Origin of the sequence: Sphingosinicella sp. BN140058 (genome assembly GCF_004135585.1) — a bacterium.
Classification (GTDB): domain Bacteria; phylum Pseudomonadota; class Alphaproteobacteria; order Sphingomonadales; family Sphingomonadaceae; genus Allosphingosinicella.
Window position 1 is genome coordinate 1,109,850 of record NZ_CP035501.1, and the last position, 21,085, is coordinate 1,130,934.

General features: G+C 66.6%; 22 protein-coding genes. 9 read left to right on the forward strand and 13 right to left on the reverse strand.

What is annotated here, in order from left to right:
* Window positions 1–5: 5 nt before the first annotated feature.
* The 3 genes from ETR14_RS04980 to ETR14_RS04990 all read left to right on the forward strand — a co-directional run bounded on the left by ETR14_RS04980 (window position 6) and on the right by ETR14_RS04990 (window position 3,497).
* The gene (locus ETR14_RS04980; protein ID WP_129383638.1) at window positions 6–1,130 is read left to right on the forward strand and encodes a DUF1176 domain-containing protein; all 1,125 of its coding nucleotides are present in this window, start codon (window positions 6–8) and stop codon (window positions 1,128–1,130) included.
* A 58-nt stretch (window positions 1,131–1,188) separates the two neighbouring features.
* Window positions 1,189–2,406 carry a M20 family metallopeptidase gene (locus tag ETR14_RS04985; protein WP_129391358.1) on the forward strand — a complete coding sequence of 406 codons (1,218 nt, stop codon included), beginning with the start codon at window positions 1,189–1,191 and terminating at the stop codon, window positions 2,404–2,406.
* A gap of 113 nt (window positions 2,407–2,519) precedes the next feature.
* Window positions 2,520–3,497 carry a phytanoyl-CoA dioxygenase family protein gene (locus tag ETR14_RS04990; protein WP_129383639.1) on the forward strand — a complete coding sequence of 326 codons (978 nt, stop codon included), beginning with the start codon at window positions 2,520–2,522 and terminating at the stop codon, window positions 3,495–3,497.
* Between the two features lie 38 nt (window positions 3,498–3,535).
* On the opposite strand, the gene ETR14_RS04995 is transcribed toward ETR14_RS04990, so the two are convergent.
* From ETR14_RS04995 to ETR14_RS05005, 3 genes are all read right to left on the reverse strand, one after another.
* Window positions 3,536–4,081 carry a superoxide dismutase family protein gene (locus tag ETR14_RS04995; RefSeq protein ID WP_371416747.1) on the reverse strand — a complete coding sequence of 182 codons (546 nt, stop codon included), beginning with the start codon at window positions 4,079–4,081 and terminating at the stop codon, window positions 3,536–3,538.
* Window positions 4,082–4,142: 61 nt separating this feature from the next.
* Window positions 4,143–5,456 carry a UDP-glucose/GDP-mannose dehydrogenase family protein gene (locus ETR14_RS05000; protein WP_129383640.1) on the reverse strand — a complete coding sequence of 438 codons (1,314 nt, stop codon included), beginning with the start codon at window positions 5,454–5,456 and terminating at the stop codon, window positions 4,143–4,145.
* Window positions 5,457–5,654: 198 nt separating this feature from the next.
* Window positions 5,655–6,770, reverse strand: coding sequence for an OmpA family protein (locus ETR14_RS05005; RefSeq protein ID WP_129383641.1), 1,116 nt, complete (start codon window positions 6,768–6,770; stop codon window positions 5,655–5,657).
* Between the two features lie 509 nt (window positions 6,771–7,279).
* Between ETR14_RS05005 and ETR14_RS05010 the strand changes: the two genes are divergently transcribed.
* Both ETR14_RS05010 and ETR14_RS05015 read left to right on the forward strand, forming a co-directional pair.
* A complete protein-coding gene (locus ETR14_RS05010) occupies window positions 7,280–7,609 on the forward strand; it encodes a hypothetical protein (RefSeq protein WP_129383642.1) in 330 nt (109 codons plus the stop codon).
* Between the two features lie 127 nt (window positions 7,610–7,736).
* A complete protein-coding gene (locus tag ETR14_RS05015; protein ID WP_129383643.1) occupies window positions 7,737–8,402 on the forward strand; it encodes a phytanoyl-CoA dioxygenase family protein in 666 nt (221 codons plus the stop codon).
* Window positions 8,403–8,454: 52 nt separating this feature from the next.
* Here ETR14_RS05015 and ETR14_RS05020 read toward each other — a convergent pair whose 3' ends face one another.
* The 4 genes from ETR14_RS05020 to ETR14_RS05035 form a co-directional block, all read right to left on the reverse strand.
* Window positions 8,455–8,847, reverse strand: a complete 393-nt coding sequence (locus tag ETR14_RS05020; protein WP_129383644.1) for a hypothetical protein — start codon at window positions 8,845–8,847, stop codon at window positions 8,455–8,457.
* Between the two features lie 57 nt (window positions 8,848–8,904).
* Window positions 8,905–9,441 carry a CAP domain-containing protein gene (locus ETR14_RS05025; RefSeq protein WP_129383645.1) on the reverse strand — a complete coding sequence of 179 codons (537 nt, stop codon included), beginning with the start codon at window positions 9,439–9,441 and terminating at the stop codon, window positions 8,905–8,907.
* A 101-nt stretch (window positions 9,442–9,542) separates the two neighbouring features.
* Window positions 9,543–10,013, reverse strand: a complete 471-nt coding sequence (locus ETR14_RS05030; RefSeq protein ID WP_129383646.1) for a hypothetical protein — start codon at window positions 10,011–10,013, stop codon at window positions 9,543–9,545.
* 55 nt (window positions 10,014–10,068) lie between these two features.
* A complete protein-coding gene (locus ETR14_RS05035) occupies window positions 10,069–10,608 on the reverse strand; it encodes a polymer-forming cytoskeletal protein (RefSeq protein WP_129383647.1) in 540 nt (179 codons plus the stop codon).
* A gap of 214 nt (window positions 10,609–10,822) precedes the next feature.
* On the opposite strand from ETR14_RS05035, the gene ETR14_RS28135 reads away from it, so the two are divergent.
* Window positions 10,823–11,434, forward strand: coding sequence for an outer membrane protein (locus ETR14_RS28135; protein WP_165356318.1), 612 nt, complete (start codon window positions 10,823–10,825; stop codon window positions 11,432–11,434).
* A gap of 34 nt (window positions 11,435–11,468) precedes the next feature.
* Here the strand turns inward: ETR14_RS28135 and ETR14_RS05045 are convergent, their stop codons facing one another.
* The 6 genes from ETR14_RS05045 to ETR14_RS05070 form a co-directional block, all read right to left on the reverse strand.
* Window positions 11,469–13,247: an SLC13 family permease gene (locus ETR14_RS05045; RefSeq protein WP_129383649.1), complete on the reverse strand. Its 1,779-nt coding sequence runs from the start codon at window positions 13,245–13,247 to the stop codon at window positions 11,469–11,471.
* A gap of 211 nt (window positions 13,248–13,458) precedes the next feature.
* On the reverse strand, window positions 13,459–14,721 hold the full coding sequence (locus ETR14_RS05050; protein WP_129383650.1) for a L,D-transpeptidase family protein: 1,263 nt from the start codon (window positions 14,719–14,721) through the stop codon (window positions 13,459–13,461).
* A gap of 205 nt (window positions 14,722–14,926) precedes the next feature.
* Window positions 14,927–15,346 carry a DUF4383 domain-containing protein gene (locus ETR14_RS05055; RefSeq protein ID WP_129383651.1) on the reverse strand — a complete coding sequence of 140 codons (420 nt, stop codon included), beginning with the start codon at window positions 15,344–15,346 and terminating at the stop codon, window positions 14,927–14,929.
* A 75-nt stretch (window positions 15,347–15,421) separates the two neighbouring features.
* Window positions 15,422–16,060 (reverse strand): SGNH/GDSL hydrolase family protein, encoded by a 639-nt coding sequence (locus tag ETR14_RS05060; protein WP_129383652.1) that lies wholly within the window; start codon window positions 16,058–16,060, stop codon window positions 15,422–15,424.
* A gap of 14 nt (window positions 16,061–16,074) precedes the next feature.
* A complete protein-coding gene (locus ETR14_RS05065) occupies window positions 16,075–16,932 on the reverse strand; it encodes a RimK family alpha-L-glutamate ligase (RefSeq protein ID WP_129383653.1) in 858 nt (285 codons plus the stop codon).
* A complete protein-coding gene (locus tag ETR14_RS05070) occupies window positions 16,932–18,539 on the reverse strand; it encodes an aldehyde dehydrogenase family protein (protein ID WP_371416748.1) in 1,608 nt (535 codons plus the stop codon). The genes ETR14_RS05065 and ETR14_RS05070 overlap by 1 nt, the downstream gene beginning before the upstream one ends.
* Window positions 18,540–18,658: 119 nt before the next feature.
* On the opposite strand from ETR14_RS05070, the gene ETR14_RS05075 reads away from it, so the two are divergent.
* The 3 genes from ETR14_RS05075 (at window position 18,659) to ETR14_RS05085 (ending at window position 21,081) form a co-directional block, all read left to right on the forward strand.
* Complete coding sequence (locus tag ETR14_RS05075) at window positions 18,659–19,195, forward strand: response regulator (RefSeq protein WP_165356319.1); 537 nt, start codon at window positions 18,659–18,661, stop codon at window positions 19,193–19,195.
* Window positions 19,196–19,576: 381 nt separating this feature from the next.
* A complete protein-coding gene (locus ETR14_RS05080; RefSeq protein ID WP_129383656.1) occupies window positions 19,577–20,515 on the forward strand; it encodes a sigma-54-dependent Fis family transcriptional regulator in 939 nt (312 codons plus the stop codon).
* 149 nt (window positions 20,516–20,664) lie between these two features.
* Entirely contained in the window at window positions 20,665–21,081 is a 417-nt protein-coding gene (locus ETR14_RS05085) for a DUF3467 domain-containing protein (protein ID WP_206185970.1), read from the forward strand.
* Window positions 21,082–21,085 lie beyond the last annotated feature (4 nt).

Below are 21,085 nucleotides of genomic sequence, written 5' to 3' on the forward strand. Positions count from 1 at the left end.
GCCCGATGCCCAGAAACCTGCTGATCCCTACCGTCCTGCTGCTCGCCGCCTGCACGAGCGGCGGCGACGAGACCGCCAATGCGAGCACGTCCATCGATGCGGCACCGTCGAGCCCGGCGGCGGCGGCCCGGACGGCAGCGCCACCGCCCGCCCCGGACACCGACAGCCGCACACCGGCGAAGCCGGGCGCGTTGCGTTCCTTCGGCGACTGGACGGTGGGCTGCGACAACGGTCTGTCGTGCACCATGGCCTCGCTCGCCCCCGAAGACGGGGAATTTCCCGACATGATGGTGACGCTCACGCGGGAACCTGGACCAAAGGGCGCGATCTCTCTGGATCTGTCGGCACAGGGGGAGGATGCGGGCGACGTCTCGCTTGCGATCGACGGTTCCGCTCCGAGCATCCGGGCGGCCAAGGGCGGCGTCGGCGGCGCCGACGCTCAGCGGCTGGCGTCGCAGATGGTGAATGGCACCCGCCTCGTTGTGCGCGACGCGGCCGGAACCACGATCGCGACGCTGAGCCTCAAAGGCGCGGCGGCGGCCTTGCGGTACATGGACGACAGGCAGGGTCGCGTGGGCGGCACGACTGCCCTCGCCGCCCTGGGTCCAAAGCCGGCCGAGGCCGTGCCGGCCGCACCGCCGCTGCCGGTGGTCGTCTCGCCCAAGCCGGGGGGCACGGCGGCGACGCTCACCAAGGCCGCACTCGCGGCTCTCCGCAAGCGCGCCGGCTGCGACCTCGAAGGGGTGGGCGTCTCCCAGGATCCGGAAATATCGGCGCTCGGCGACGGCAAGTCGCTGATCGTTCTGCCTTGCTCCGCGGGAGCCTACAATCTGATCGCAGCCTTGTTCGTCACAGACGGCAAGTCGACCGAGCCCGCCCGCATGGACGTGGCCTCCGGCATGGGTCCGATCGACGAGCAGACCGGAATCCCCGACGTCGTCAACGGCGGGTTCGAGGACGGAGTGCTCACCAGCTACGCCAAGGGACGTGGCATCGGTGATTGCGGAATCACTCAAAGCTTCGTTTGGGACGGAAGCCGCTTCCGGCTGGTCGAGCAGTCCGAGATGGGGGAGTGCCGGGGCAATCCGGAGTTCATCACCACTTGGCGAGCGCGGGTCGTTCGTCGGTGATTGCGCGAACCTCGCCATCGGCGCCCGTCCGCTGTAGCGTCTCCGGCGAGGTGAGATGATGGACTCGAACGATTGGTTGGCGGCCGGCAAGGCGGAGCTCGATGACGTGATCGCGCTGCGGCGCGCTATCCATGCAGATCCCGAGCTCGGGCTGAACTGCCGCCGGACGGCCGACAAGATCAAGGCGGCGCTCGCCGGCTTGCCGCTGGAGATCCGGGAGGGGCCGTCAACCAGCGGCCTCGTCGCCATTCTTCGCGGGGGCGCCGACAACGGCCGCTCGGTGCTGTTGCGCGGCGACATGGATGCGCTGGCCATGGAAGAGGCGACCGGCCTTGCCTTCGCGTCGCGCAATGCCGGCATGATGCACGCCTGCGGCCATGACGCGCACACCGCCATGCTGGTCGGCGCCGCCCGGGCTCTGTCCGCGCGCCAGGAGCAGCTGCCGGGAACGGTCGCCTTCATGTTCCAGCCCGGCGAGGAGGGCCATCACGGCGCCCGCTTCATGATCGAGGACGGGTTGATCGACGATGTCCTCCCCGGCCGGCGGCCTGACGCAGCCTTCGCGCTGCACATCTGGCCGACCCTGCCCAACGGCGCCGTCGCCACGCGCACCGGGCCCCTGCTCGCGTCCGCCGACATGATCGAGGCGACGGTCACCGGCAAGGGCGGGCACGCGGCGATGCCGCACGACAGCCTCGATCCGATCCCGGTCGCCTGCGAGATCGTGATGGCGGTGCAGGCGCACATCGCCCGCACGGTGCCGCCGACCGATCCCGCGATCCTGTCGATTACCCGGATCGAGGCGGGAACCGCGCACAACGTCATCGCCGGCAGCGTCCACCTGCTCGGCACCTTGCGCACCCTCTCGCAGCAGCGCCGCCTGACCGAGCAGACAGCGTTTCGGCGGATCGTCGAGCATGTCGCCGCGGCCCACGACATGACCGGCGAGATCCGGATCAAGGAAGGCTATCCGGTGACGATGAACGACGCCCGTGCGATCGCGCTGGTGCGCGAATGCGCCGGCGCCCTCGACGGCACCGGCGGCGGCTGGATGGAGCTTGCCGCGCCGGTGATGGGAGCCGAGGATTTCGCCTATGTCCTCCGCGAGATCCCCGGCGCGATGGCGCTGCTCGGGGTCGCTGCCGAGGGCACCGATCCCGCCGCCAATCCGCCGCTTCACAACACTCGCATGCGGATCGATGAGGCGGTGATGGCGAAGGGCGTCGCGCTGCACGTCGCGTTCGCCGAGCGTTTCCTCGCATCCGGGTTCGACTAAGCGAAGCGTTTCCTCACAACCGGGTTCGACTAAGCGAAGCCTTGCCTCGCGCCCTCCCGGCGTGGTTCAATGCGCCGGTAGATTGCTGCGTTGACCGGGGGGAGCACGCGATCATGATCGAGCATTGCGAGGCGTCGAAATCGGCTCCCGCGCGACGGGCGCTCCTGCGCGATCCGGCCGCTCAGGCAGAGTTCGTCCGCAACGGCTTCGTTACCATGCCGATGCTCACTCCGGCTGAGGTGACGGCGCTTGCCACGGCGGCCGCCGCGCTGCGGCCGAACGATGCTTTCGATCCTCGGGAGCCGAACTTCCGGCTGGCAAGCTACCATTGCTCCTTCCTCGACGGCAATCGCGACTATCGGCGGAGCGCCTTCGTCCTGGTGCGCCGCTTCTTCGCGGCGTATGTCGAACGGGCCCTGATCGAATTCCGGATCGTCCAGTGCAACTTCTACGTGAAGCCGCCCGGCCGGGGCGCATTCGACCTGCATCAGAATTGGCCCATCACCACCGATCTGGACGAGACCAGCCTTTCCATCTGGTGCCCGCTCACCGACGTGTCGGCGCACAATGGCGCGATTGCGGTCGTTCCCGGCAGCCACAAGATCCTGCCCCACGTGCAGAGCCCGGATACGCCTTCCTATCTACGTGAAATGCAGGCGGAGCTCTGGGCTTCCGGGCTGGTCGAAACGCTGTCGCTCCAGGCGGGCACCGGAGTCATCTTCGATGACGGCCTCATCCACGGATCGTCCGACAATCGAAGCGACACGCCCCGCTTTGCCGTCCAGCTGATATGCGTGCCGACCGAAAGCACGCCGGTTTACTACCGAGACCTCCACGACGGACGGTTCGAAATGGCGCGGGCGGACGTCGATTTCTGGTTCGAAAACGACGTCCGCGATCTGATCAAGGGCAAGCCCGATTGGGAGATCCTCGGCACGGTCGAGAACCGAAACCGACCGATCGGCTTCGAGGAACTCAGGGACATGCTCGCCCGTGGGGACGAGCTGCGTCAGACGAGCATCGCGCTCGAGTCAAGGCCGCGCACGGGAGCGCAGCGAACTGCCTGGCTGCCGCGCTGGCTGCAGGCTTGAGCCGGGGTCGCGGCGACGCCACCCGGCTCGCCCCGACATCAGCCGAGCACGCCGCAGGCGATCCGGTTGCCCGAATTGCCGGAAGGGTCGGTGCGGTAGTCGTCGGCACTCTGATGCACGACAACGGCGGCGCCGTCGGCGTCGAGCATCGGGTTGGGCCCGCCGGAGAGCGAGGCGCCCGCAATCGTGTATTCGAAGCTGCCGGTTCCGTCAGCGCCGACCAGCAGGTTCGGCAGATCGCCCTTATGCATGCCTTGCGGGTTGTCCTTGCCATGCTGCTGCCCGGTCGGATTCCAGTGCGGTCCGGCAGTGGTGAACGCGGGTGCGTCGCAGGCGCCCGTGGTGTGGACGTGAACGCCATAGGCGCCCTGCGGAAGGCCGCTCGCTTCGACCCGGACGCGAACCGAGTCCTCGAGTTCCTCAACGCTTGCACGGGCAACGCCTGCACCGGACGCGTTGCGCAGCTCGGCGGCCGCCGTACGGGTTGCGGCGGAGCCCGCAGAGACGGCGTCGTCTTCGCCGCCGGTGGCACAGGCGCCGAGCGCCAGCAGGGGCAGCGCGAGCCAGAGACCGTGCTTCATCATTCCATCTCCCTCAGTTCATCTGGTTGCAACGACCCTGGCGGCCGCGCGGTTTCGCCGCCGGTCAAGCGCGCTGCGGCCGCCCGACGGAATAGCCGCGCAGGCCTGCTTGTTCGAGATCCTGAGTCGGATAGATGTTGCGCAGATCGACGAGGATCGGTTGCTTCATCGTGCGTGCGAGCCGCCCCAGATCGAGCGCACGCAGCACATCCCACTCGGTGACCAGCACGACCGCATCGGCGTCTGCGGCCGCTTCATAGGGGTTGTCGAAGAAATCGACGTTGGCCATCAACGGACGGGCCTGTTCGATCCCTTCCGGATCGAAGCCGCGCACGGTGGCACCGGCATCCTGGAGCGCCTGCACGATGCTGAGCGATGGCGCATCGCGCATGTCGTCCGTGTTGGGCTTGAAGGTCAGCCCGAGCAGCGCGACCACTGCGCCGCGCGCGTCGCCGCCGAGTGCCTGAATGACCTTGCGGCCCATCGCCCGCTTGCGGGCATCGTTCACCGCCACCACGGATTCGACGATGCGCAGTGGAGCGTCATTGTCCTCGGCAGTCTTGAGCAGCGCCAATGTATCCTTGGGAAAGCACGATCCGCCATAACCGGGTCCGGCGTGGAGGAACTTCGCGCCGATGCGGTTGTCGAGACCGATGCCGCGGGATACTTGCTGGACGTCCGCGCCGACCACTTCGCACAGGTCGGCGATCTCGTTGATGAAGGTGATCTTGGTCGCCAGGAACGCGTTTGCCGCATATTTGATGAGTTCGGCGGTGCGGCGGCTGGTGAACAGCAGAGGCGCCTTGTTGAGGTAGAGCGGACGATAGACCTCGCGGAGGATTTCCGCCGCTTCTTCGGCCTCGGTACCAACGACGATGCGATCCGGACGCTTGAAGTCCTCGATCGCGGCGCCTTCGCGCAGGAATTCAGGGTTTGAGACCACCCACGCCTGCGCGTCGGGGCGCACTTCGCGCAGGATCCGCTCGACCTCGTCCCCGGTGCCGACCGGAACTGTAGACTTGGTAACGATCGCCGCCGGCCCGGTGAGCGCCTCCGCGATCTCGCGGGCGGCGCCGAAGACATAGCTCAGATCGGCATGACCATCGCCGCGGCGCGACGGGGTGCCGACGGCGATGAAGATCGCATCGGCGCCGTCGACGCCCGTCTTCAGGTCTGTGGTGAAGCTCAGCCGGCCACCGCGCACGTTGCTTGCGACCAGACGATCGAGGCCGGGCTCGTAGATCGGCATGATCCCGCGATTGAGCGCCTCGATCTTCGACTCATCCTTGTCGACGCAGACGACGTCGTGGCCGAAATCGGAAAAGCAGGCTCCGGACACAAGACCGACATAGCCGGTCCCGATCATGGCGATACGCATGGATGTCCCCAGACAGGATGAGAGTGAAGAATTCGGGATCGCTTATCGCAGGCGGCTCGACGCTCACAAGCGCTTTTCCCCGCTCGCAGCGGGAAGAGCCATCGCCGGACTGGCGAATGACCCATCCAAAAAAGAAGCCGGCCCCTTGCGGGACCGGCTCCAATTTTCGCGTCTTCCACCCGAAGGCGGAAGCTCTTCTTACCAGCCGGAGCCGGCGCCGAAGTTGATTTCCACGCGACGGTTCTGCGGTTCGCGCACACCATCGGCGGTCTCGACGAGCGGACGGCTTTCGCCGAACGCTTCGCTGGTGATCGAGCCTTCCGGCACGCCACGACCGGCGAGGTAGGAGCGGACGTTCGCGGCACGACGCTGCGACAGACCGACGTTGTACTGGTCCGAACCCGAACGATCGGCGTGACCGGCGAGCGTGACAGTCGCCGAACCACCCTGCTGGTAGGCAGCGGCCGCGTTGTCCAGGATCGCAGCAGCCTGCGGCGTGATGTCGGCCTTATCCCAGTCGAAGAAGACCATGAACGGTCCCGGGATGACCGGCGCAGGCGGAGGCGGCGGCGGCGGGGGCGGAGGAGGCGGCGGCGGCGGAGGCGGCGGCGGCGGCGGCGGCGGGGGCGGCGGCGGAGCGCCGAAGTTGAAGGTGATGCCGCCGAGCAGGCTGTGCGACCGGAAGCGGGCTTCCGCGTCGGCGCCGTTGAAAGCCACCATACGGACGTTGTCGACGTTGAAGAACTTGTACTTCAAGGTCACGTCGATGTTGTCGCTGATCGCCTGACGGACACCGGCGAACACCTGCCACGCGAACTTCGAGTCCGAATCGTCGAGGAACGGCGCGCTGTTGTCGAAGACGCGAGCGTTGTTCACCTTGACGCGGGCGATACCGCCACCGCCGCCGACGAAGCCGCTGAGGCCGTCATCGTCGCCGAAGTCGAGCATGCCGTTCAGCATGAAGCTGAGCGCGCTGGTGCTGCCACCGGCGGAGTCACGGCTGCCCGGGAACGACCGCGGATTTTCGCCGGGGAGGGCGATCCGGGTGTCGAAGCTTTCGATGTCGGCCTTCTTGTAGGACACTTCGCCCTCGAGGCGGAAACCGCCGAGGTCGTAACCTACGAAGACGCCGCCGTCGTAGCCATATTCATGGTCGAGGGTCATGGCGTCTTCGGTTGCACCGATATCGACGTCCATATCCTCGACGATCATTCCACCGAACTCGCCGCCAACATACCAGGCGCCATCGCGCGCAAGTGCTGGTGTTGCGAGCAAGGTCGATGAAAGCGCCACTGCGATGGCGAGCTTCCGCATAATCTTCCCCTTCTCTATTGCGTCCCAACGGGAACGACACTGATCTCATTACGGTAAGCGGAGTTTCCGTGCAAGCACGCTTATCCCCACCCTTGTTGCCGAAAAGCCGCACCACGATTTTGGCCGTGTAAGCCTCTCGTCAGACGGCCCCTCAAACGAGAGCCTACGGGCTTGGTTTCATGCCGGGAACAAATTTTTTGAACCACTTTGGAACTGTTGCAGAATTGCACCACATGCGGACTGCACGGAGCGACCGGGATCGGCCGAATTTCCATGACTTCAGAATTACTTGGCCCTTGGGTCCGTGGGCTGGTGCGGATCGGGTGCCGGTGCCCGGTCAGCAGGAGCTGGCGCATCGGCCGGCTGCCGGAAGGGTACAGGACATGTGCCGCGCGCTGCCGGGTGCGTGCCGAAATGCCGACTCCCGCACGTCGCAAATCGCCGCTTTCTTTTTCGTTCGCATTGTTTCAATCTCGCAGGATCAGAGCCCTAAGTGATTGGAGTCGACGATGATTTCGATTACACTTGTAACCGTGCTCGCGCTCGCCGCCGCACCCGCCAGCCCCGGCGCGTCCGTCCAGGCCCGCAAGGCCTACAGCATGTGCCTTCAGAAGGTGATCAAGGCAAAAACCGCCGACAAAATGAGCAGCGATGCCTTCGCCGCAGAGGCGAAATCGAGCTGCGCGACGGAGGAAGCCGCGCTGGTCAAGTCTCTGGTCGACTACGATGTCGCCACAGGCAGCAAGCGGGCGGAAGCGGAGGAGAATGCCAAGCTCCAGGCCGCCGACTATCTCGCCGGCGCAAGCGACACCTACGCAACCTACGCGGCACCAAATTAACGCTTTTGCGCGAGGGCACGCTCCGGCAACCCCGAAGCTGAAAGTCGGTTCGGCCAAGTAACGAGGCGTGTGGAACAAGGCGGCGGCGTACTTCTCCCGCGAACCCAATTCGCCTAAGCCGGCCTTCATGAAACTCGGCCGGGAAGGTGCGGAGCGTCGTGCAGGGGCGTTGCCGATCGGCCAATTGGATGCGCTTGCAAGGGTGACGCGGGATCTGCTCGGCAGTCGCCCGGGCGCGCGTTTGGGCAAGGCCACTGAGCTCGACGATTTTCTGACCGTTCCGAACGCGATCGCGGCGGAGTATCTGGGCAGCGCCGCCCGTCCGGTGCGGGCCATGCTGTTCGACAAGGATCCGGCGCGAAACTGGTCGCCGGGCTGGCATCAGGACCGGACCATCGCCGTCCGGGCGCGCGGAGAGGCGGCGGGCTATTCGGCCTGGCCCCTGAAGCACGGCATCCATCATGTCGTGCCGCCGATCGCACTGCTCCAGCGCATGCTGACGCTCCGGATCCATCTCGATCCCGTGGGTGAGGACAGCGCGCCGTTGCTGATCGCACCCGGCTCCCACAAGATCGGCCTGATCCCGGAGGGCGCAATCGCCCGAACGGTCGCGGCATGCGGAACCACAGCCTGCCTCGCCACGGCGGGCGACATCTGGGTCTATGCCTCGCTCGTCCTTCACGCGTCCGAGCGGAACCTGACGACACGCCGCCGCCGCGTTCTTCAGCTCTTCTACAGTGCGGACGAATTGCCTCCGCCTCTCGGCTGGCTGGGCATTTCGGGCGGTAACTAGCCGAAAGGTCCGGTCACGCCATCGGGGTGGACACTACCCGAGCGCGTCGCAGTCAGAACCGTCCGCTGGCAAGCCACCTTCGTGCTTCGCCTGTGAACAAGGGCAGCAAGCTCGCCACCTGCAGCCCGGCCTGAACAAGCGCGAGCGGGTGCGAGCCGACGATGCTTCCCCGCCGCAGGCTCGCCAGAACCAGCGGAAGCCCGAGCGCGCAGAGCAGGGTAAGGACCCATTTGGCCGAAGCCTGACGGCCGCGGGAGACCAGAAGGGCAAGGCCGGCAAGCGTGAAGAAGGTGAGGCCGAGCAGGGTCAGGACCATCCCCAGCCCGTGCCCGTCGGCCGCGGCGCGGCCGACAAGAGCGTCCCATCCGAGCCATGCCTGGACCAGCCCGATAGCGAGACTGGCGAGGAACAGTCGCTCGAAGATGAGGATGCTGCGCGGCCGCATGAGGCGGCATTGCCACCCGCACGATCGATGCTCAACCCGCTGAAATCTTGCTCTTCCTCAGAACGGGCGTTCGCCTTCGACATTGCCGGCGGTGAGATATCGGCAGACCAAAATCTCGTTGTCGTCCGTCTCGGCCAATGCGCACCCTACCCGATCGGTATCCCGCCACATCAGCTGCGTGTAGTGGCCGACATCGTCGAGGTTGCCGGTGCGGCTGTTTGCGGGGAAGATTCCCGGCCGGTAATGCTTCTTCTCCTCGATCCACATCCCGACCATCGCTTCCGGCGCATAATAGCCGCGGGTTCCGAGCCACAAATTCTCGCCTTGCGGATCCGGGTCGTCGGGATCGTCCGGCGAATGTTCGATGTCGTCCACTTGCGCTAGCGTCTCGCCCCAGGCGCCGGCATCGGCGGCGAGCGCATCGTCCCACAGCAGAGGCGGCAAACCGGCGGCGGCCCGCTCCTGATTGTGGGCGGCGAGCAAACGCGGCTCCAGGCTGGTCAGCCGTCCGGTGGCGCCACCGATCAGCGGCGCCACGAGCAGGATCGCGAGCGCAAGTCCTGCCCGTCGCCAGTCCGATCGGCCTCTTTCCATGTCCACGCGCTAGCCGAAAGCCGGTTAGCGCATGGTTGCTCCGCACGGTTTACACCGGCTTCACCCTGTTGAACGCCGGTGCCACCGCGTCGGCGCAAGCCTCAGCTCTTGCTGCGTGTTTCCTGCTCGATCTGCACGGGACTGACGCCGCCCGGGGGACGCCCCGAACCGGTGCCGCCGGTCGCGCGCACCCCGCCCATTCCGCCCGGCGAACCCGCATCGACTCCGCCGGCATTCCCATCGGCGGCCGAGCCCTCACTGCGCATCGCGCTCGCGTCGCCGGTAGCGGATCCGGCGCCGGTCATGCCGGCTCCAGTGGCCCCGCCGTCGCCACGGCCGCCGAGCTGGTTGGCAAGCTCCTGTCCCTGCCCCTCGCCGCCGCTCCCGGTGTCTGCGCCGAGGGTCAGACCGCCGGTATCATCCTGGTCGCCAGTCGCGACGCCTGTGGCGCCCGCACCGACGCCGGTCCCCGCGCCGACGTCGAACCCACCGGTTCCAGCCGTTCCGCCGCCGGAGCCGCCGCTGAGCCCATCGGAGGTCGCGCCGCTGCTCTTAGTCTCATCCGAATTCATGTCGTCCTCCACGATCGTGCATGGAAGGCCAACGAAGGCTGCGGGATGCAGGTTCCTATTCGGCGGCCTCGATCTGCGGGGTCGGATCGGCCGAGTGCGCGAACAATTCGGCAGGCTCCGGCCGGCGCGGCGCCGACCGTCGCGTGGGCTGCCGAACGGGCCGTTCCCCGCCGCTGGCGCGCTCGGCCATTGCCGAGGGTGGCGGCGAAATCGCCCGGAGCCCCTCTTCCCGCGCCGCACTGGCGCCGTGGTCGGACGGTCCCTTGCGGCGGCGGAAGCGCCCTTCCACCTGCGCACCGGCGGCGATTCCGACCGTTTCGTAGAGCACATCCCCGGTGATCCGCGCCGAGGCGGCCAGGGTCAGGGTGCCTGCCTCGACCGCCCCATCGACAAGCCCCGCAAGCTCAGCTTCCTCCGCGACGATGTTGCCGTGGACCGCGCCACTGCTTCCCTGGGTCAGAGACCCGCATCGTATGTCGCCGGTGACGGTGCCGTCGACATGGAGTCGACCGTCGGTGACGATGTTGCCGGTCACCGTCACGTCCGGCCCGATGAACGAGAATTCGCGACCCGTTTTCGCCCCACGTGCAAACATGCGGTCCTCCCCGAGAGCCCATCATCATGGCATGTTTCGACACGGGATCAAGCGGCGGTTAGCCTTGCTCCGCCAACGGCTGGACGTCGCGCGGCGCGCCGTAAATCGGAGGGACAGCTTCGCCCCTCTAGCGCAGGCGCGCCCGGGGGCGGGTATCGCATCAAACAGGGAATCAAGACGCGGAACAGCATTCCGCGCGACAAGGGGTCATGCAATGACGTTTCGCATCATGTTGGCAGCCACGGCGGCCGCTCTTCTCACCGCCGCACCGGCCGCGGCGGCCGATTTCTCGGGCCTTCGCGCGGAGGTAACCGCAGGCCGGGCCAAGGATTCGGTCAAGGCCGATCTGGACAACGGCACCACGCCGTTCAGCCGCAAGCAGGACGACGTCTCGTTCGGGCTTGAAGCAGGCTACGATCTCGACCTCGGTTCCGCGGTGGTCGGCCCCTATGTCGGCGTCGACTTTCCGAACGTCGACGGGTGCGACTCCGTCTTCGGATCCGATGAATTCTGCTACAAGGCGAAGCGCAATTACGCGCTCGGCGCCCGCGCCGGGTTCAAGATCGGAGGCCCGATCCTCGCCTACGGCAAGGTCGGCTATTCGAGCGGCCGCTTCAAGAGCGTCTATACCGACGTCACCGATCCCGACGCCGATCGCGCAGGCAGCGATACCCAGCGCGGCATCCATTTCGGCGCGGGTGCGGAGGTGGCCTTCGCCAGCTTCTATGCCAAGGCCGAGTATCTCAGGACCGATTATGACGAGGGTGATCTCGGCCACGATGTCGCGCGCGACCAGCTGAAGGTCGGCGTCGGCATGCGCTTTTGATCTGGCGGGGCTTCACCACCGGTGAAGCCCCACTTCACCGCAGCGGCCACACTGCGAGTATCAACGGCACTCCTACGATCACCACCATCAGGCTGAGCGGAGCGCCCAGGCGCGCATAATCGCTGAACCGATAGCCACCGGGCCCCATCACCAGCGTGTTGCATTGATGGCCGATCGGCGTGAGGAAGTCGGAGCCGGCGCCGACCGCCACCGCCATCAGGAACGCCTCCGGCCTGTAGCCGAGCCCGCTGGCGAAGGTGGCGGCGATCGGCGCCATCACCAGCACCGTCGCCGCATTGTTGAGGAACGGCGTGACCGCCATGGCTGCCACCAGGATCAGCCCGACCGCCCCCCAGGCGGGCAAGGTCGCCGCGGCGGCGGAGAGCCAGTGGGCGATCAGATCGGTCGCGCCGGTGGTGCGCAGCGAGTCGGACACCGGGATCAGGGCACCGATCATGATCAGGATCGGCCACTCGATCCGCTCGTAAGCCTCTCGCGCCGGCAGCGCCCCGGCCAGCATGATCAATGCGGCCGCTCCGAAGAAGGCGATGGCCACCGGCAGCACGCCGAGCGCGGTCAAAGCCATCGCGACTGCAAGGATGGCGATCGGAATCAGGCCGCGGCGGGCGGCGCCGAGGCGCAGCTGGCGCTCGGCCAGTGGCAGGCAGCCAAGCTCGCGCAACCGCTCCGGCAACGTGTCGAGCGGCCCCTGCAGCACGATCACGTCGCCGGGACACAGCACGATGTCGCGCAGCCGCGCCGTGATCCGTTCCCCGCGGCGCGATACCGCGATCAGATTGACGCCGTGCCGTTCGTGCAGCGCCATCCTGCCTGCGGCCTGGCCGGCAAGAACACTGTCGCGGCCGACCACCGCCTCGATCACCCCCACGTTGGAAGAACCGCGCGTCGCCGCCGCCTGGCGATGCTGCCCTTCCAGTTCGAGCCCGGCGACCGAGATTGCCCGCTCGAGTGCGTCCGGATCGCCTTTCAAAGTGAGAATGTCCCCGGCGCTGATCACTGCATCCGGCAGCGGCATGGCGCTGCGGCCGTCGTACCGGTGAATGCCGGTGACGGCGATCTCGCCTTCGACCATGTCGCGGAACTGCCCGACGGTGAGCCCTTCCGCTGCCGATCGCGCCGGCACCTCGGCCTCCGTCGCATAATCTTCGATGTCGAGCGCCTCGCCCATGGTCGGTGCGGCGCGCCGCCCGGCCGGCAGCAGCCGGTATCCGAACCGCAGAAACAGGAAGCCGGCGGCGGCGAGGCCGAGACCCACCGGCGTGTAGTCGAACATCGAGAAAGGCTGCCCGGTCATCTCCTCGCGGACCCGGCTGACGATGATGTTGGGAGAGGTGCCGACAAACGTGATGAGTCCGCCGAGCAGCGAACCGAACGACATGGGCATCAGCATGCAGGATGGCGAGCTGTTCGATTTCTTGGCCATCTGGAACGCGGCCGGCATCATCATCGCCAGCGCTCCGATATTCTTGACCAGGGCCGACAGGATCGTGACGGAGCCGACCAGCAGGCTGAGCTGGGTGCCGAAACGGGTGGTGCCGCCTGCGAGCCTGGACAGCACCACCTCGATCACGCCCGACCGCTCGACCGCCGCCGAGATGACGAGCGCCGACGCGACGATGATCACGATGTCGTCGGAAAAGCCGGTGAACGCCTCCTTCGGCTTGACGATGCCGACGGCGAGGCAGGTGAGGAGCGCGAGTATCGCGACCAGATCGAAACGGATCCGGCCCCAGACGAAGAGCAGCATCATCCCCCCGAGAACGGCGAAGGCAAGCATTTGGGGGGTGGTCATGAGAGGCTTTCAGGCATGCGAGGAACTCCGCAAACGCGGCAGCAGGATCCCGGATCCGACTTCCCGTGCATTATCAGCTGCTTGCGCTCGTCCGCGACCGAACGGCGGCTGTGGCCGTGACCGTCATGCGGCTGGTGACCACCGATCGCGCACAAGCAAAAGGGCACGCCACCGGAGTGGCATGCCCTTTTCTTGAAGCAGAATAGCCGGATCAGTTGGACGCGAGCGACGCCGACGTCGGCCGATCGTTCAGCGCCGCGAGGACCTTGGCATCGCGGGTATACATATCGTCATACCGGGCAAGCTCACCCTCGTCGGTCGCAGCGACCGAGAAGTAGACGATGTACACCGGGATCGGGGTCGCGACATTCGCCTGCACCGTCTTGCCGGACTTCACCGTCGCCGCGACCTTGTCCCGGCTCCACTCGGTGCCGTCGAGCAGAGTGGCGGCGAAACCGACTGCATCCTCGGTGCGGATGCAGCCATGGCTATAGGCGCGCGCCTGCTTGTTGAACAGATTCTTGGCGTTGGTGTCGTGCAGGTAGATGGCATGCGGATTGCCCATCACCAGCTTCACCCGGCCGAGCGCGTTGGATGGTCCCGGCGGCTGGCGGTAACGGACCCCGCCGCCCGGCAGCTTCACGGAGACATAACCCTTTTTGCCGCCGACTTCGCGCGAGATGCTGGCCGGCACCTCCCACCACGGGTTGAAAATCGCGCCCGTGATCGTTGCGTTGAGCGACGGAGTCGGCGTCTTGACCGCACCGGCAACGGCCCGGCGACGATCGAGCGTGCGGCCGCCTTCCACCAACGCCACCGTATAGGCCGGCACGTTGACGATCACGTATTTCTGGCCGAGATCGCGCGGCAGCCAGCGCCAGCGATCGAGATTGGTGCGGATCTTGTCGCGGGCGGCACCCTGATGCTTGTCGAGCGCGGCCTTGAGCGCCGCATATTGCGGGTGGGTCGGCAGCAGCGAGCGCAAGGTGTCGCTCACCGTCTCGCCGGCCGTGGCGCGGGTTAGCAAACTCTGCTGATCGTACACCGTCCAGCTGTCGTCCTGCACGAACCAGTCGATCCTGGCGGCGCCGCGGACGTGACCGAACATCAGATCGGACGCCACCTTGAGGAAGGTGTCGGTCGCGATCGTGCTGAGGTCGTCGCTCTTGGCATCGATCGCCTGGCGAAGACGGCCGGGATTGTAATCGGACGGATCGAGCCCTTCGCCATCGATCTCCTCGATAAAGGTGAGCAGTTCCTGCGCCTGCTTGCGCTTCCATTCCGCTGCGAGCACCGGCGCCGCCGGCACCGCCATCGGTGCCACCGGAACTGCCGCGGCTGCACCGGGCGCGGGAGCGGCCGGAATCCTTGCCGCCGGCAGGGCCGTTCCAGGGGTCGGGACGGGCGCGGTCTGGGCGAGGCCGGCGGCAGCCGTCGACAACAGGACAAGCGGCAAGCAGATACTGCGATACATGGGCTATTTTCCCTAATAGCGATGGACGGCCGCACATCTGGTGGCGGCACCGCGTCCCCTCGGCATTCGTCCTTTACCCTGAGCGGCCTTCGTCATCAAGAACCGAACAGGCGTTGAAAAACAAAAATAAATCGGCCCGAACCAAGAGAGTTCGGGCCAATGTTCATAGTCGGCTCAGCGAGAGGTAGGTGTCTCGCCCCCTGCTTCAAGCCCGATCCGTAATGACCGCATCGTTGCGGACGAAACCGAAATAACCGGCGATCGCGGCGAGCAGCAGATGGAGGATCACGTCGGCGCCGTAGAGAGGCACCAGACCGAACGTGGTGTGAAGGCCGGGAACCAGCCCCATGACCGTGAACAAGGCGTAGATGATTGCGACACCCTTCGCATAGGCACGGCCGGCGCCAAGAGCCCGCGAGGCGGCAAGGCCCCAGACCCCGAAGATCAGATGAACGATATTGTGCAGCGTGTTGACCGGAAACAGGCCGAGTTCGTGGCCATAGCCGTGCACGACGCTCAGACCAGGATCGGGGCTCGCAGCCGTCGTCAGTCCGGGAATGAAACCGCCGACGCCGACGAGCAGGAAGATGATGCCGAAGACGAGAGCGAACGTACGTGTATTCATCGGAACTTCTCCCGCTGGATCGCACGCAATCGGGAGGCGCATTCCCCCAGGCAACACGCGCCGGGGCCTCGGCGGTCAGGCCGCCGAAGCGACGACGCGACAGCGAGCGTCGGCAGCGAAGGTTCCCGAAGCGAAACGGGCAATGGCGGACGCGATCTTGTTGCCGCCCGCCGCGGAAGGCTCGATCGGGTTTGCGTAATCCTCGTCACGATCGCAGATCAGCCGCAGATCGATCAGGGTGGCGCCGCGTGCGAAGGCCGTCCGGGTAATGACGTCGTTGAACACGGCAAGCGCGGTGCGGACGATGCGGTGATCGGGCGCGGACGGCGGCGTGTCGTAGATCGTGCAGAAGGCGGTGGGCAGTCCGCGGGCGAGCACGGCGTCGGCCATGGCCGCATAGTCGGCCGCAAATCGGCTCTGCGCCACCTCCAGCAGCGACACCGCTTCGGCGACGCTGCCGACGCTCTGGCCAAGGACGTGCGACGCGCCCAGCGCATCGTTGCCGCCCGCACTCACCACCAGATGCCCGGCATCGGCGGGAAGTCGCGTCAGCTGCGAGAGGATATTGCCGGTTACGGCGCCATCCACGGCGAGGAGGCTGGCTTGCCACGAGAAGGGCAGCTTCGCGCGCAGCTGCTGCACCACGTCGGGTTCACCCGGAACGTAGACGCCATTGTCGAAGATCGAATCGCCGAGGAGGATGACGTGGCCCATGGGCCAACAAGGGCTCAGCCCGCAATCAGTTCCCTGGCAGCCTTTGCGAACAGCGCGCCCTTCGCCGGATCGTAGCCGAGATAGAGATCGGGTTCGATCAGCTCCATCTCGATCAACATCGGTGCCTGCGCCCCCCCGACGAGATCGACTCGCGCATAGAGCAACGGCTCCTCGATCGCAGCGAGCACCGCCTCTGCCGCCGCGTGCTCCGCGGCAGTCGGCGCATGCACGGTGATGATCCCGTCATATTCGGGCTGCACTCGAAAGTCGCCCGGCTGGGGGCGCTTGGCGATGGCATGGCTGAAGCGGCCGCCGAAATATAACAGCGACACTTCGCCCTCGGTTTCGATCTGAGGAAGGTAGGGCTGAACCATTGCGGGGCCCGTTGGGCCACCATCTAGGGGCTCGCCGGACGACCAGCGGATCGTCTGCCAGGCGCCGGCCGAAATTTGCGGCTTGGCCACCAGCCTCTCGCTGCCGAAACGCTGCGTGGCCTCGGCAAGCAGCTCCGGCGTCAGCCGGTTCGCATAAAGGGTCGGCACCACCGGCACGCCGCGCTCGGCGAGACGCCCCAGATAGAGCTTGTCGGAATTCCAGATCAGCACCGACGCAGGATTATGCAGGCGGATACCGGCTTCCGACCAGCCGCGTACCGCCTGCAGCCAGCGCTGATGCGCGCGCGGGTAGCCCCAGGCCAGAAGAGGGAGAACAAGATCGAAGGCGCCGAGATCCCCGGCATCGGTCCAGGTCCGCTGTTCGACGGTGAAGCCGACCGCGCGCAAAGGCGCGGAATTGGCCTCGACCACCTCCGCCCATCGCGATTCATGATGGAGATCGCCCGGATCGGGCGTCAGCATGGCCAGGCTCGGCATCAGGGCATGTTGAAGTTGATGCCCTGCGCAAGCGGCAGGTCGCGGCTGTAATTGATCGTGTTGGTGGCGCGGCGCATGTAGGTCCGCCACGCATCCGAGCCGCTCTCGCGGCCGCCGCCCGTTTCCTTCTCGCCGCCGAACGCGCCGCCGATCTCGGCGCCGGAGGGGCCGATATTGACGTTGACGATGCCGCAATCCGATCCGGCGGCGGAAAGGAATGTCTCGGCTTCGCGAATGTCGTTGGTGAAGATCGACGAGGCGAGGCCCTGGGGCGCCGCGTTATGGGCCGCGATCGCCTCATCGAGGCCCGAATAGCGCATCACGTACAGAATCGGCGCGAACGTCTCGGTCAGCGTCACCGGGGTCTGCTCCGGCATCTCCACGATCGCCGGGCGCACATAATAAGCTCGGCCCTTGCCCCCCAGGCGCTCGCCCCCTTGCACGGAGCCGCCCTCGGCACGGGCGCGGGCAAGCGCCGCCTGCATGGCTTCGTAGGATCCGCGATCGATCAACGGGCCGACCAGGACCGCGTCCTCGAGCGGATTGCCGACCGGGACGCCCGCCCAGATCTGTTGCAGCCGGGGAACGAGGCGGTCGTAGATGTCGTCGTGGACGAACAGCCGCCGGAGGGTCGTGCAACGCTGCCCGGCGGTGCCGACCGCGGCGAAGGTGATCGCGCGCTCCGCGAGTGCCAGATCGGCGGTCGGCGCGACCACCATGCCGTTGTTGCCGCCGAGTTCGAGCAGGGTGCGTCCGAAGCGCGCCGCTACCCGCGGCGCGACCTCGCGCCCCATCCGTGTCGACCCGGTCGCAGACAGCAACGCGATCTTCGGGTGATCGACCAAAGCCGCGCCGGCCTCGCGCCCACCGTGCACCACCTGGCTGAGATTTTCGGGGGCATCGCCGAAGCGTGCCGCCGCGCGCGCGAACAAGGCCTGCACCGCAACCGCGGTGAGCGGCGTCTTCTCCGACGGCTTCCACACCACGGCGTCGCCGCAGACGAAGGCGAGACAGGCATTCCAGGCCCAGACCGCGACCGGAAAGTTGAAGGCGGAGATCACGCCGACGACACCGAGCGGGTGCCAGGTCTCCATCATGCGGTGGCCGGGGCGCTCGGTGGCGATGGTGAGGCCGTAGAGCTGGCGGGAGAGGCCGACCGCGAAATCGCAGATGTCGATCATCTCCTGCACTTCGCCCAGCCCCTCCTGCAGGATCTTGCCCGCCTCGAGGCTGACCAGACGGCCCAGGCTCTCCTTCTCCTCGCGCAGCACCGCGCCGAACAGGCGGACGAGTTCGCCGCGGCGAGGCGGTGGCACGCTGCGCCAGGCGCCGAAGGCGGCATGCGCACGTTCGACCGCAGCCTCGACCTCGGCGGCCGAAGCGGCGGCGACGCGGCCGATCTCGGCCCCGTCGATCGGCGAGTGCGACGCGAGGTCGCCCGATACCGGATCGATGCCGAGCCGGGCGAACAGGGATGCGGCTTCTGCGGCAGACTGGAGGGTCAACGGGGCGCTCCGGAGGTGGAGCGCCGCCCCTACCAGCCGGCGAGCATCGCTGTCGAGGCGTGCGCCCGGCACCGCAAGCGCGGAATCGGCACGCCTGCGCAACGGCTTGGCCCACAATTCGTTTCGCTCGCCGCAAATCGGCTCCCGCGCCGTCGCTTCCTGTTCGCGTTCGCGCGAAGCTCTGCCCCAAGTCCAGACGCGGACTTGCGGGGAGGATGCAGGTGCTGAAGCTCATCATCGTCGAGGACGAACGGCAACTCGCTCTGACCTTGCAGCAACTCGTCGAACTCAACCCGCGCTACAAGGTCGCGGCCATGGCGGACGATCTTGCGAGCGCACTCGCCGCCGCCGAAGCGCATCGGCCGGACCTTGCGCTCGTCGATCTGCAACTCGCCAACAGCTGCAGCGGCTTCAACGTTGCCTCGAAGCTCCACGATCTGGGCGTGCTGTGTCTCTTCATCACCGGTACGGTCCCCAGCTTTCCGCTCCCGGATCTGGCCATCGGTTGCCTTGCCAAGCCGTTTCGGGAGGACGATCTGGTCCGCGCGCTGGCAGAAGCCGAAGATGTCGTTCGCGGCCGCGAGAAGCTGGTTCTCCGCGAAACCCTGCCGCCGCAACTGCAGCTCTACACGCGCAAGCCGGCGCGGCGTCCGCAACCGGATTGGTCGCCGCCGGCGCCGCCCCGGCTCTCCTGGCACGCCCGGTTGATCGGCCTCTTTCGCAGGCCGGACCTTTCCGGCGGAGCGAACGCACGCTGAACATCTCCAGCATGCCCCGACAATCCGGCAAAAGAAAAATCTCCGGATCGGACCAAGCGTATCATCAGCTATTCGAGAGTTGATACGGGTTCGAGCTGCTAGCGGGTAAGCGGATGAAACGAACTCGTTCTCAATCGCGACAGGCATGGACTGGCGGACGCTGGTCACTCATCTTGCCGACTCGGGCAAGAGAGAGTAGCCTTATCCACCGTTCGAGCTTTCATGGACCAAGCCGGGCCGTGGAATCACGCTAAATACCGACGAAGAACTCGAAAAATCCTGACGTGTACCGTGGACCGCTTCCGCGAGCTGCGCACTTGCGTGCTTGCAGGATCGCGACGCTCCACAAGGAGGGGTTTGGCTTTGGACCAGGGGTGGGACATGGCTGGAAGCGACGGCCTGTTCGGCTCCAGCGCCGAGATCCACGAGCTGCGCCGCTATCTCGGCAAACTGGCACGGAGCGATGCGACCGTGCTGGTCACCGGTGAGACCGGTACCGGCAAGGAACGCGTCGCGTCCGCCGTGCACCGGCTTGGCCGTCGCGCCGCAGGCCCCTTCGTCGCGGTGAATTGCGCGGCCATCCCTGAGACCATGATCGAGTCCGAGCTGTTCGGCCACGAACGGGGTGCGTTCACCGGCGCCCACAGCGCATTCGCCGGGCGGTTCGCCCAGGCCGACAAAGGGACCCTGTTCCTGGACGAAATCAGCGAGATGACGCTCGCCGGCCAGGCGAAGCTGCTGCGCGTCCTCGAGGATCGATGCATCCATCCGATCGGCGGCGTTCGCCCGCGGCCGGTCGACGTTCGCGTGGTCGCCGCAAGCAACGAATGCCTTGAGGAACTCGTCGAGCGGCGGGCCTTCCGCGCCGACCTCTTCTACCGCCTGAACGTCGCCCGGATCGAGCTTCCGCCCCTGCGCGAGCGGCCCGAGGACATCGCGCCAATCGTCGCCCATTTCATCGACGATCAGAACCGCCGCCAGGCATTGCGGGTCGGCCGCCCCGATTCCGCTCTGCTCGACTTGATGCGGCGCTACCGCTGGCCGGGCAACGTTCGCGAGCTCCGCAACATGGTGGAGGCCGTGTTCGTCGATCCTCCCCGCGGCGGCGCCCTGCGCCTCGATGATCTGCCACCGGCCTACCGACGGTTGTTCGCCGGCAAGAGGATGCCGCAGGAGCCCGAGCGCGAGCGGCTGATCGCGGTACTTCGCGACACCAACTGGAACAAGGTGGAGGCCGCGCGGCAGATGAACTGGTCGCGGATGACGCTCTACCGTCGTCTCGCCAAATACGATCTGACAGCGCCCGAGCCGGCGGCCTGATCGGCTGTCACATGGTACGGCCCAACCTGTACCGTGTGACATTGGCGGAGCCCGTGCGATCCGGCTTTTACCAGACTTTGCAGATACTTGGCAAATTGGCCCGGCTCTTGCTCCGTATTGGCGGCAGCGTCGAGCAATGAGGCAGGCACGTGGCGACAGGGCGAAGCGATCCGATCGACATCCCCGATGATGGTGACGGGATCGCGGTGCGTGTCCGGCCGCCGCTCGCCTGCTACGCCAATTATTTCGAAGTGGGCCACAATGCGTTCGAGTTTCTGCTCGATGCCGGCCAGGTCACACCGGAAAGCGGCGAATTCCGGCTGATGAGCCGCATCGCCGTCAGCCCGGTCCATGCCAAGCTGCTTGCCCGCTTGCTCGCCCGCTCCGTCGACCAGTTCGAAGATGCTTTCGAGCCGATCCCGGACCTTGCCGCGGACGCGGAAGACGGCGCCGACTTCGAGCTCACCAACCCAAGCGAATTCGAACGCCGTGCGATCGATGCGCGACGCCGCGCCATCGCCGATCCCGCCCGCACCCCGGGCAAGCCCGATTCAAACGAGAGGTAGACCC

Bases quoted from the DNA above. Each gene is read 5' to 3' on its own strand.
- ETR14_RS05020 (WP_129383644.1), bottom strand. From the start codon at position 8,847: ATGCGGCCGCGCAGCATCCTCATCTTCGAGCGACTGTTCCTCGCCAGT.
- ETR14_RS05025 (WP_129383645.1), bottom strand. From the start codon at position 9,441: ATGGAAAGAGGCCGATCGGACTGGCGACGGGCAGGACTTGCGCTCGCG.
- ETR14_RS04985 (WP_129391358.1), top strand. From the start codon at position 1,189: ATGGACTCGAACGATTGGTTGGCGGCCGGCAAGGCGGAGCTCGATGAC.
- ETR14_RS05055 (WP_129383651.1), bottom strand. From the start codon at position 15,346: ATGAATACACGTACGTTCGCTCTCGTCTTCGGCATCATCTTCCTGCTC.
- ETR14_RS05045 (WP_129383649.1), bottom strand. From the start codon at position 13,247: ATGACCACCCCCCAAATGCTTGCCTTCGCCGTTCTCGGGGGGATGATG.
- ETR14_RS05010 (WP_129383642.1), top strand. From the start codon at position 7,280: ATGATTTCGATTACACTTGTAACCGTGCTCGCGCTCGCCGCCGCACCC.
- ETR14_RS05030 (WP_129383646.1), bottom strand. From the start codon at position 10,013: ATGAATTCGGATGAGACTAAGAGCAGCGGCGCGACCTCCGATGGGCTC.
- ETR14_RS28135 (WP_165356318.1), top strand. From the start codon at position 10,823: ATGACGTTTCGCATCATGTTGGCAGCCACGGCGGCCGCTCTTCTCACC.
- ETR14_RS04980 (WP_129383638.1), top strand. From the start codon at position 6: ATGCCCAGAAACCTGCTGATCCCTACCGTCCTGCTGCTCGCCGCCTGC.
- ETR14_RS05065 (WP_129383653.1), bottom strand. From the start codon at position 16,932: ATGCCGAGCCTGGCCATGCTGACGCCCGATCCGGGCGATCTCCATCAT.
- ETR14_RS04990 (WP_129383639.1), top strand. From the start codon at position 2,520: ATGATCGAGCATTGCGAGGCGTCGAAATCGGCTCCCGCGCGACGGGCG.
- ETR14_RS05060 (WP_129383652.1), bottom strand. From the start codon at position 16,060: ATGGGCCACGTCATCCTCCTCGGCGATTCGATCTTCGACAATGGCGTC.
- ETR14_RS05015 (WP_129383643.1), top strand. From the start codon at position 7,737: ATGAAACTCGGCCGGGAAGGTGCGGAGCGTCGTGCAGGGGCGTTGCCG.
- ETR14_RS05000 (WP_129383640.1), bottom strand. From the start codon at position 5,456: ATGCGTATCGCCATGATCGGGACCGGCTATGTCGGTCTTGTGTCCGGA.
- ETR14_RS05035 (WP_129383647.1), bottom strand. From the start codon at position 10,608: ATGTTTGCACGTGGGGCGAAAACGGGTCGCGAATTCTCGTTCATCGGG.
- ETR14_RS05005 (WP_129383641.1), bottom strand. From the start codon at position 6,770: ATGCGGAAGCTCGCCATCGCAGTGGCGCTTTCATCGACCTTGCTCGCA.
- ETR14_RS04995 (WP_371416747.1), bottom strand. From the start codon at position 4,081: ATGATGAAGCACGGTCTCTGGCTCGCGCTGCCCCTGCTGGCGCTCGGC.
- ETR14_RS05050 (WP_129383650.1), bottom strand. From the start codon at position 14,721: ATGTATCGCAGTATCTGCTTGCCGCTTGTCCTGTTGTCGACGGCTGCC.
- ETR14_RS05080 (WP_129383656.1), top strand. From the start codon at position 19,577: ATGGCTGGAAGCGACGGCCTGTTCGGCTCCAGCGCCGAGATCCACGAG.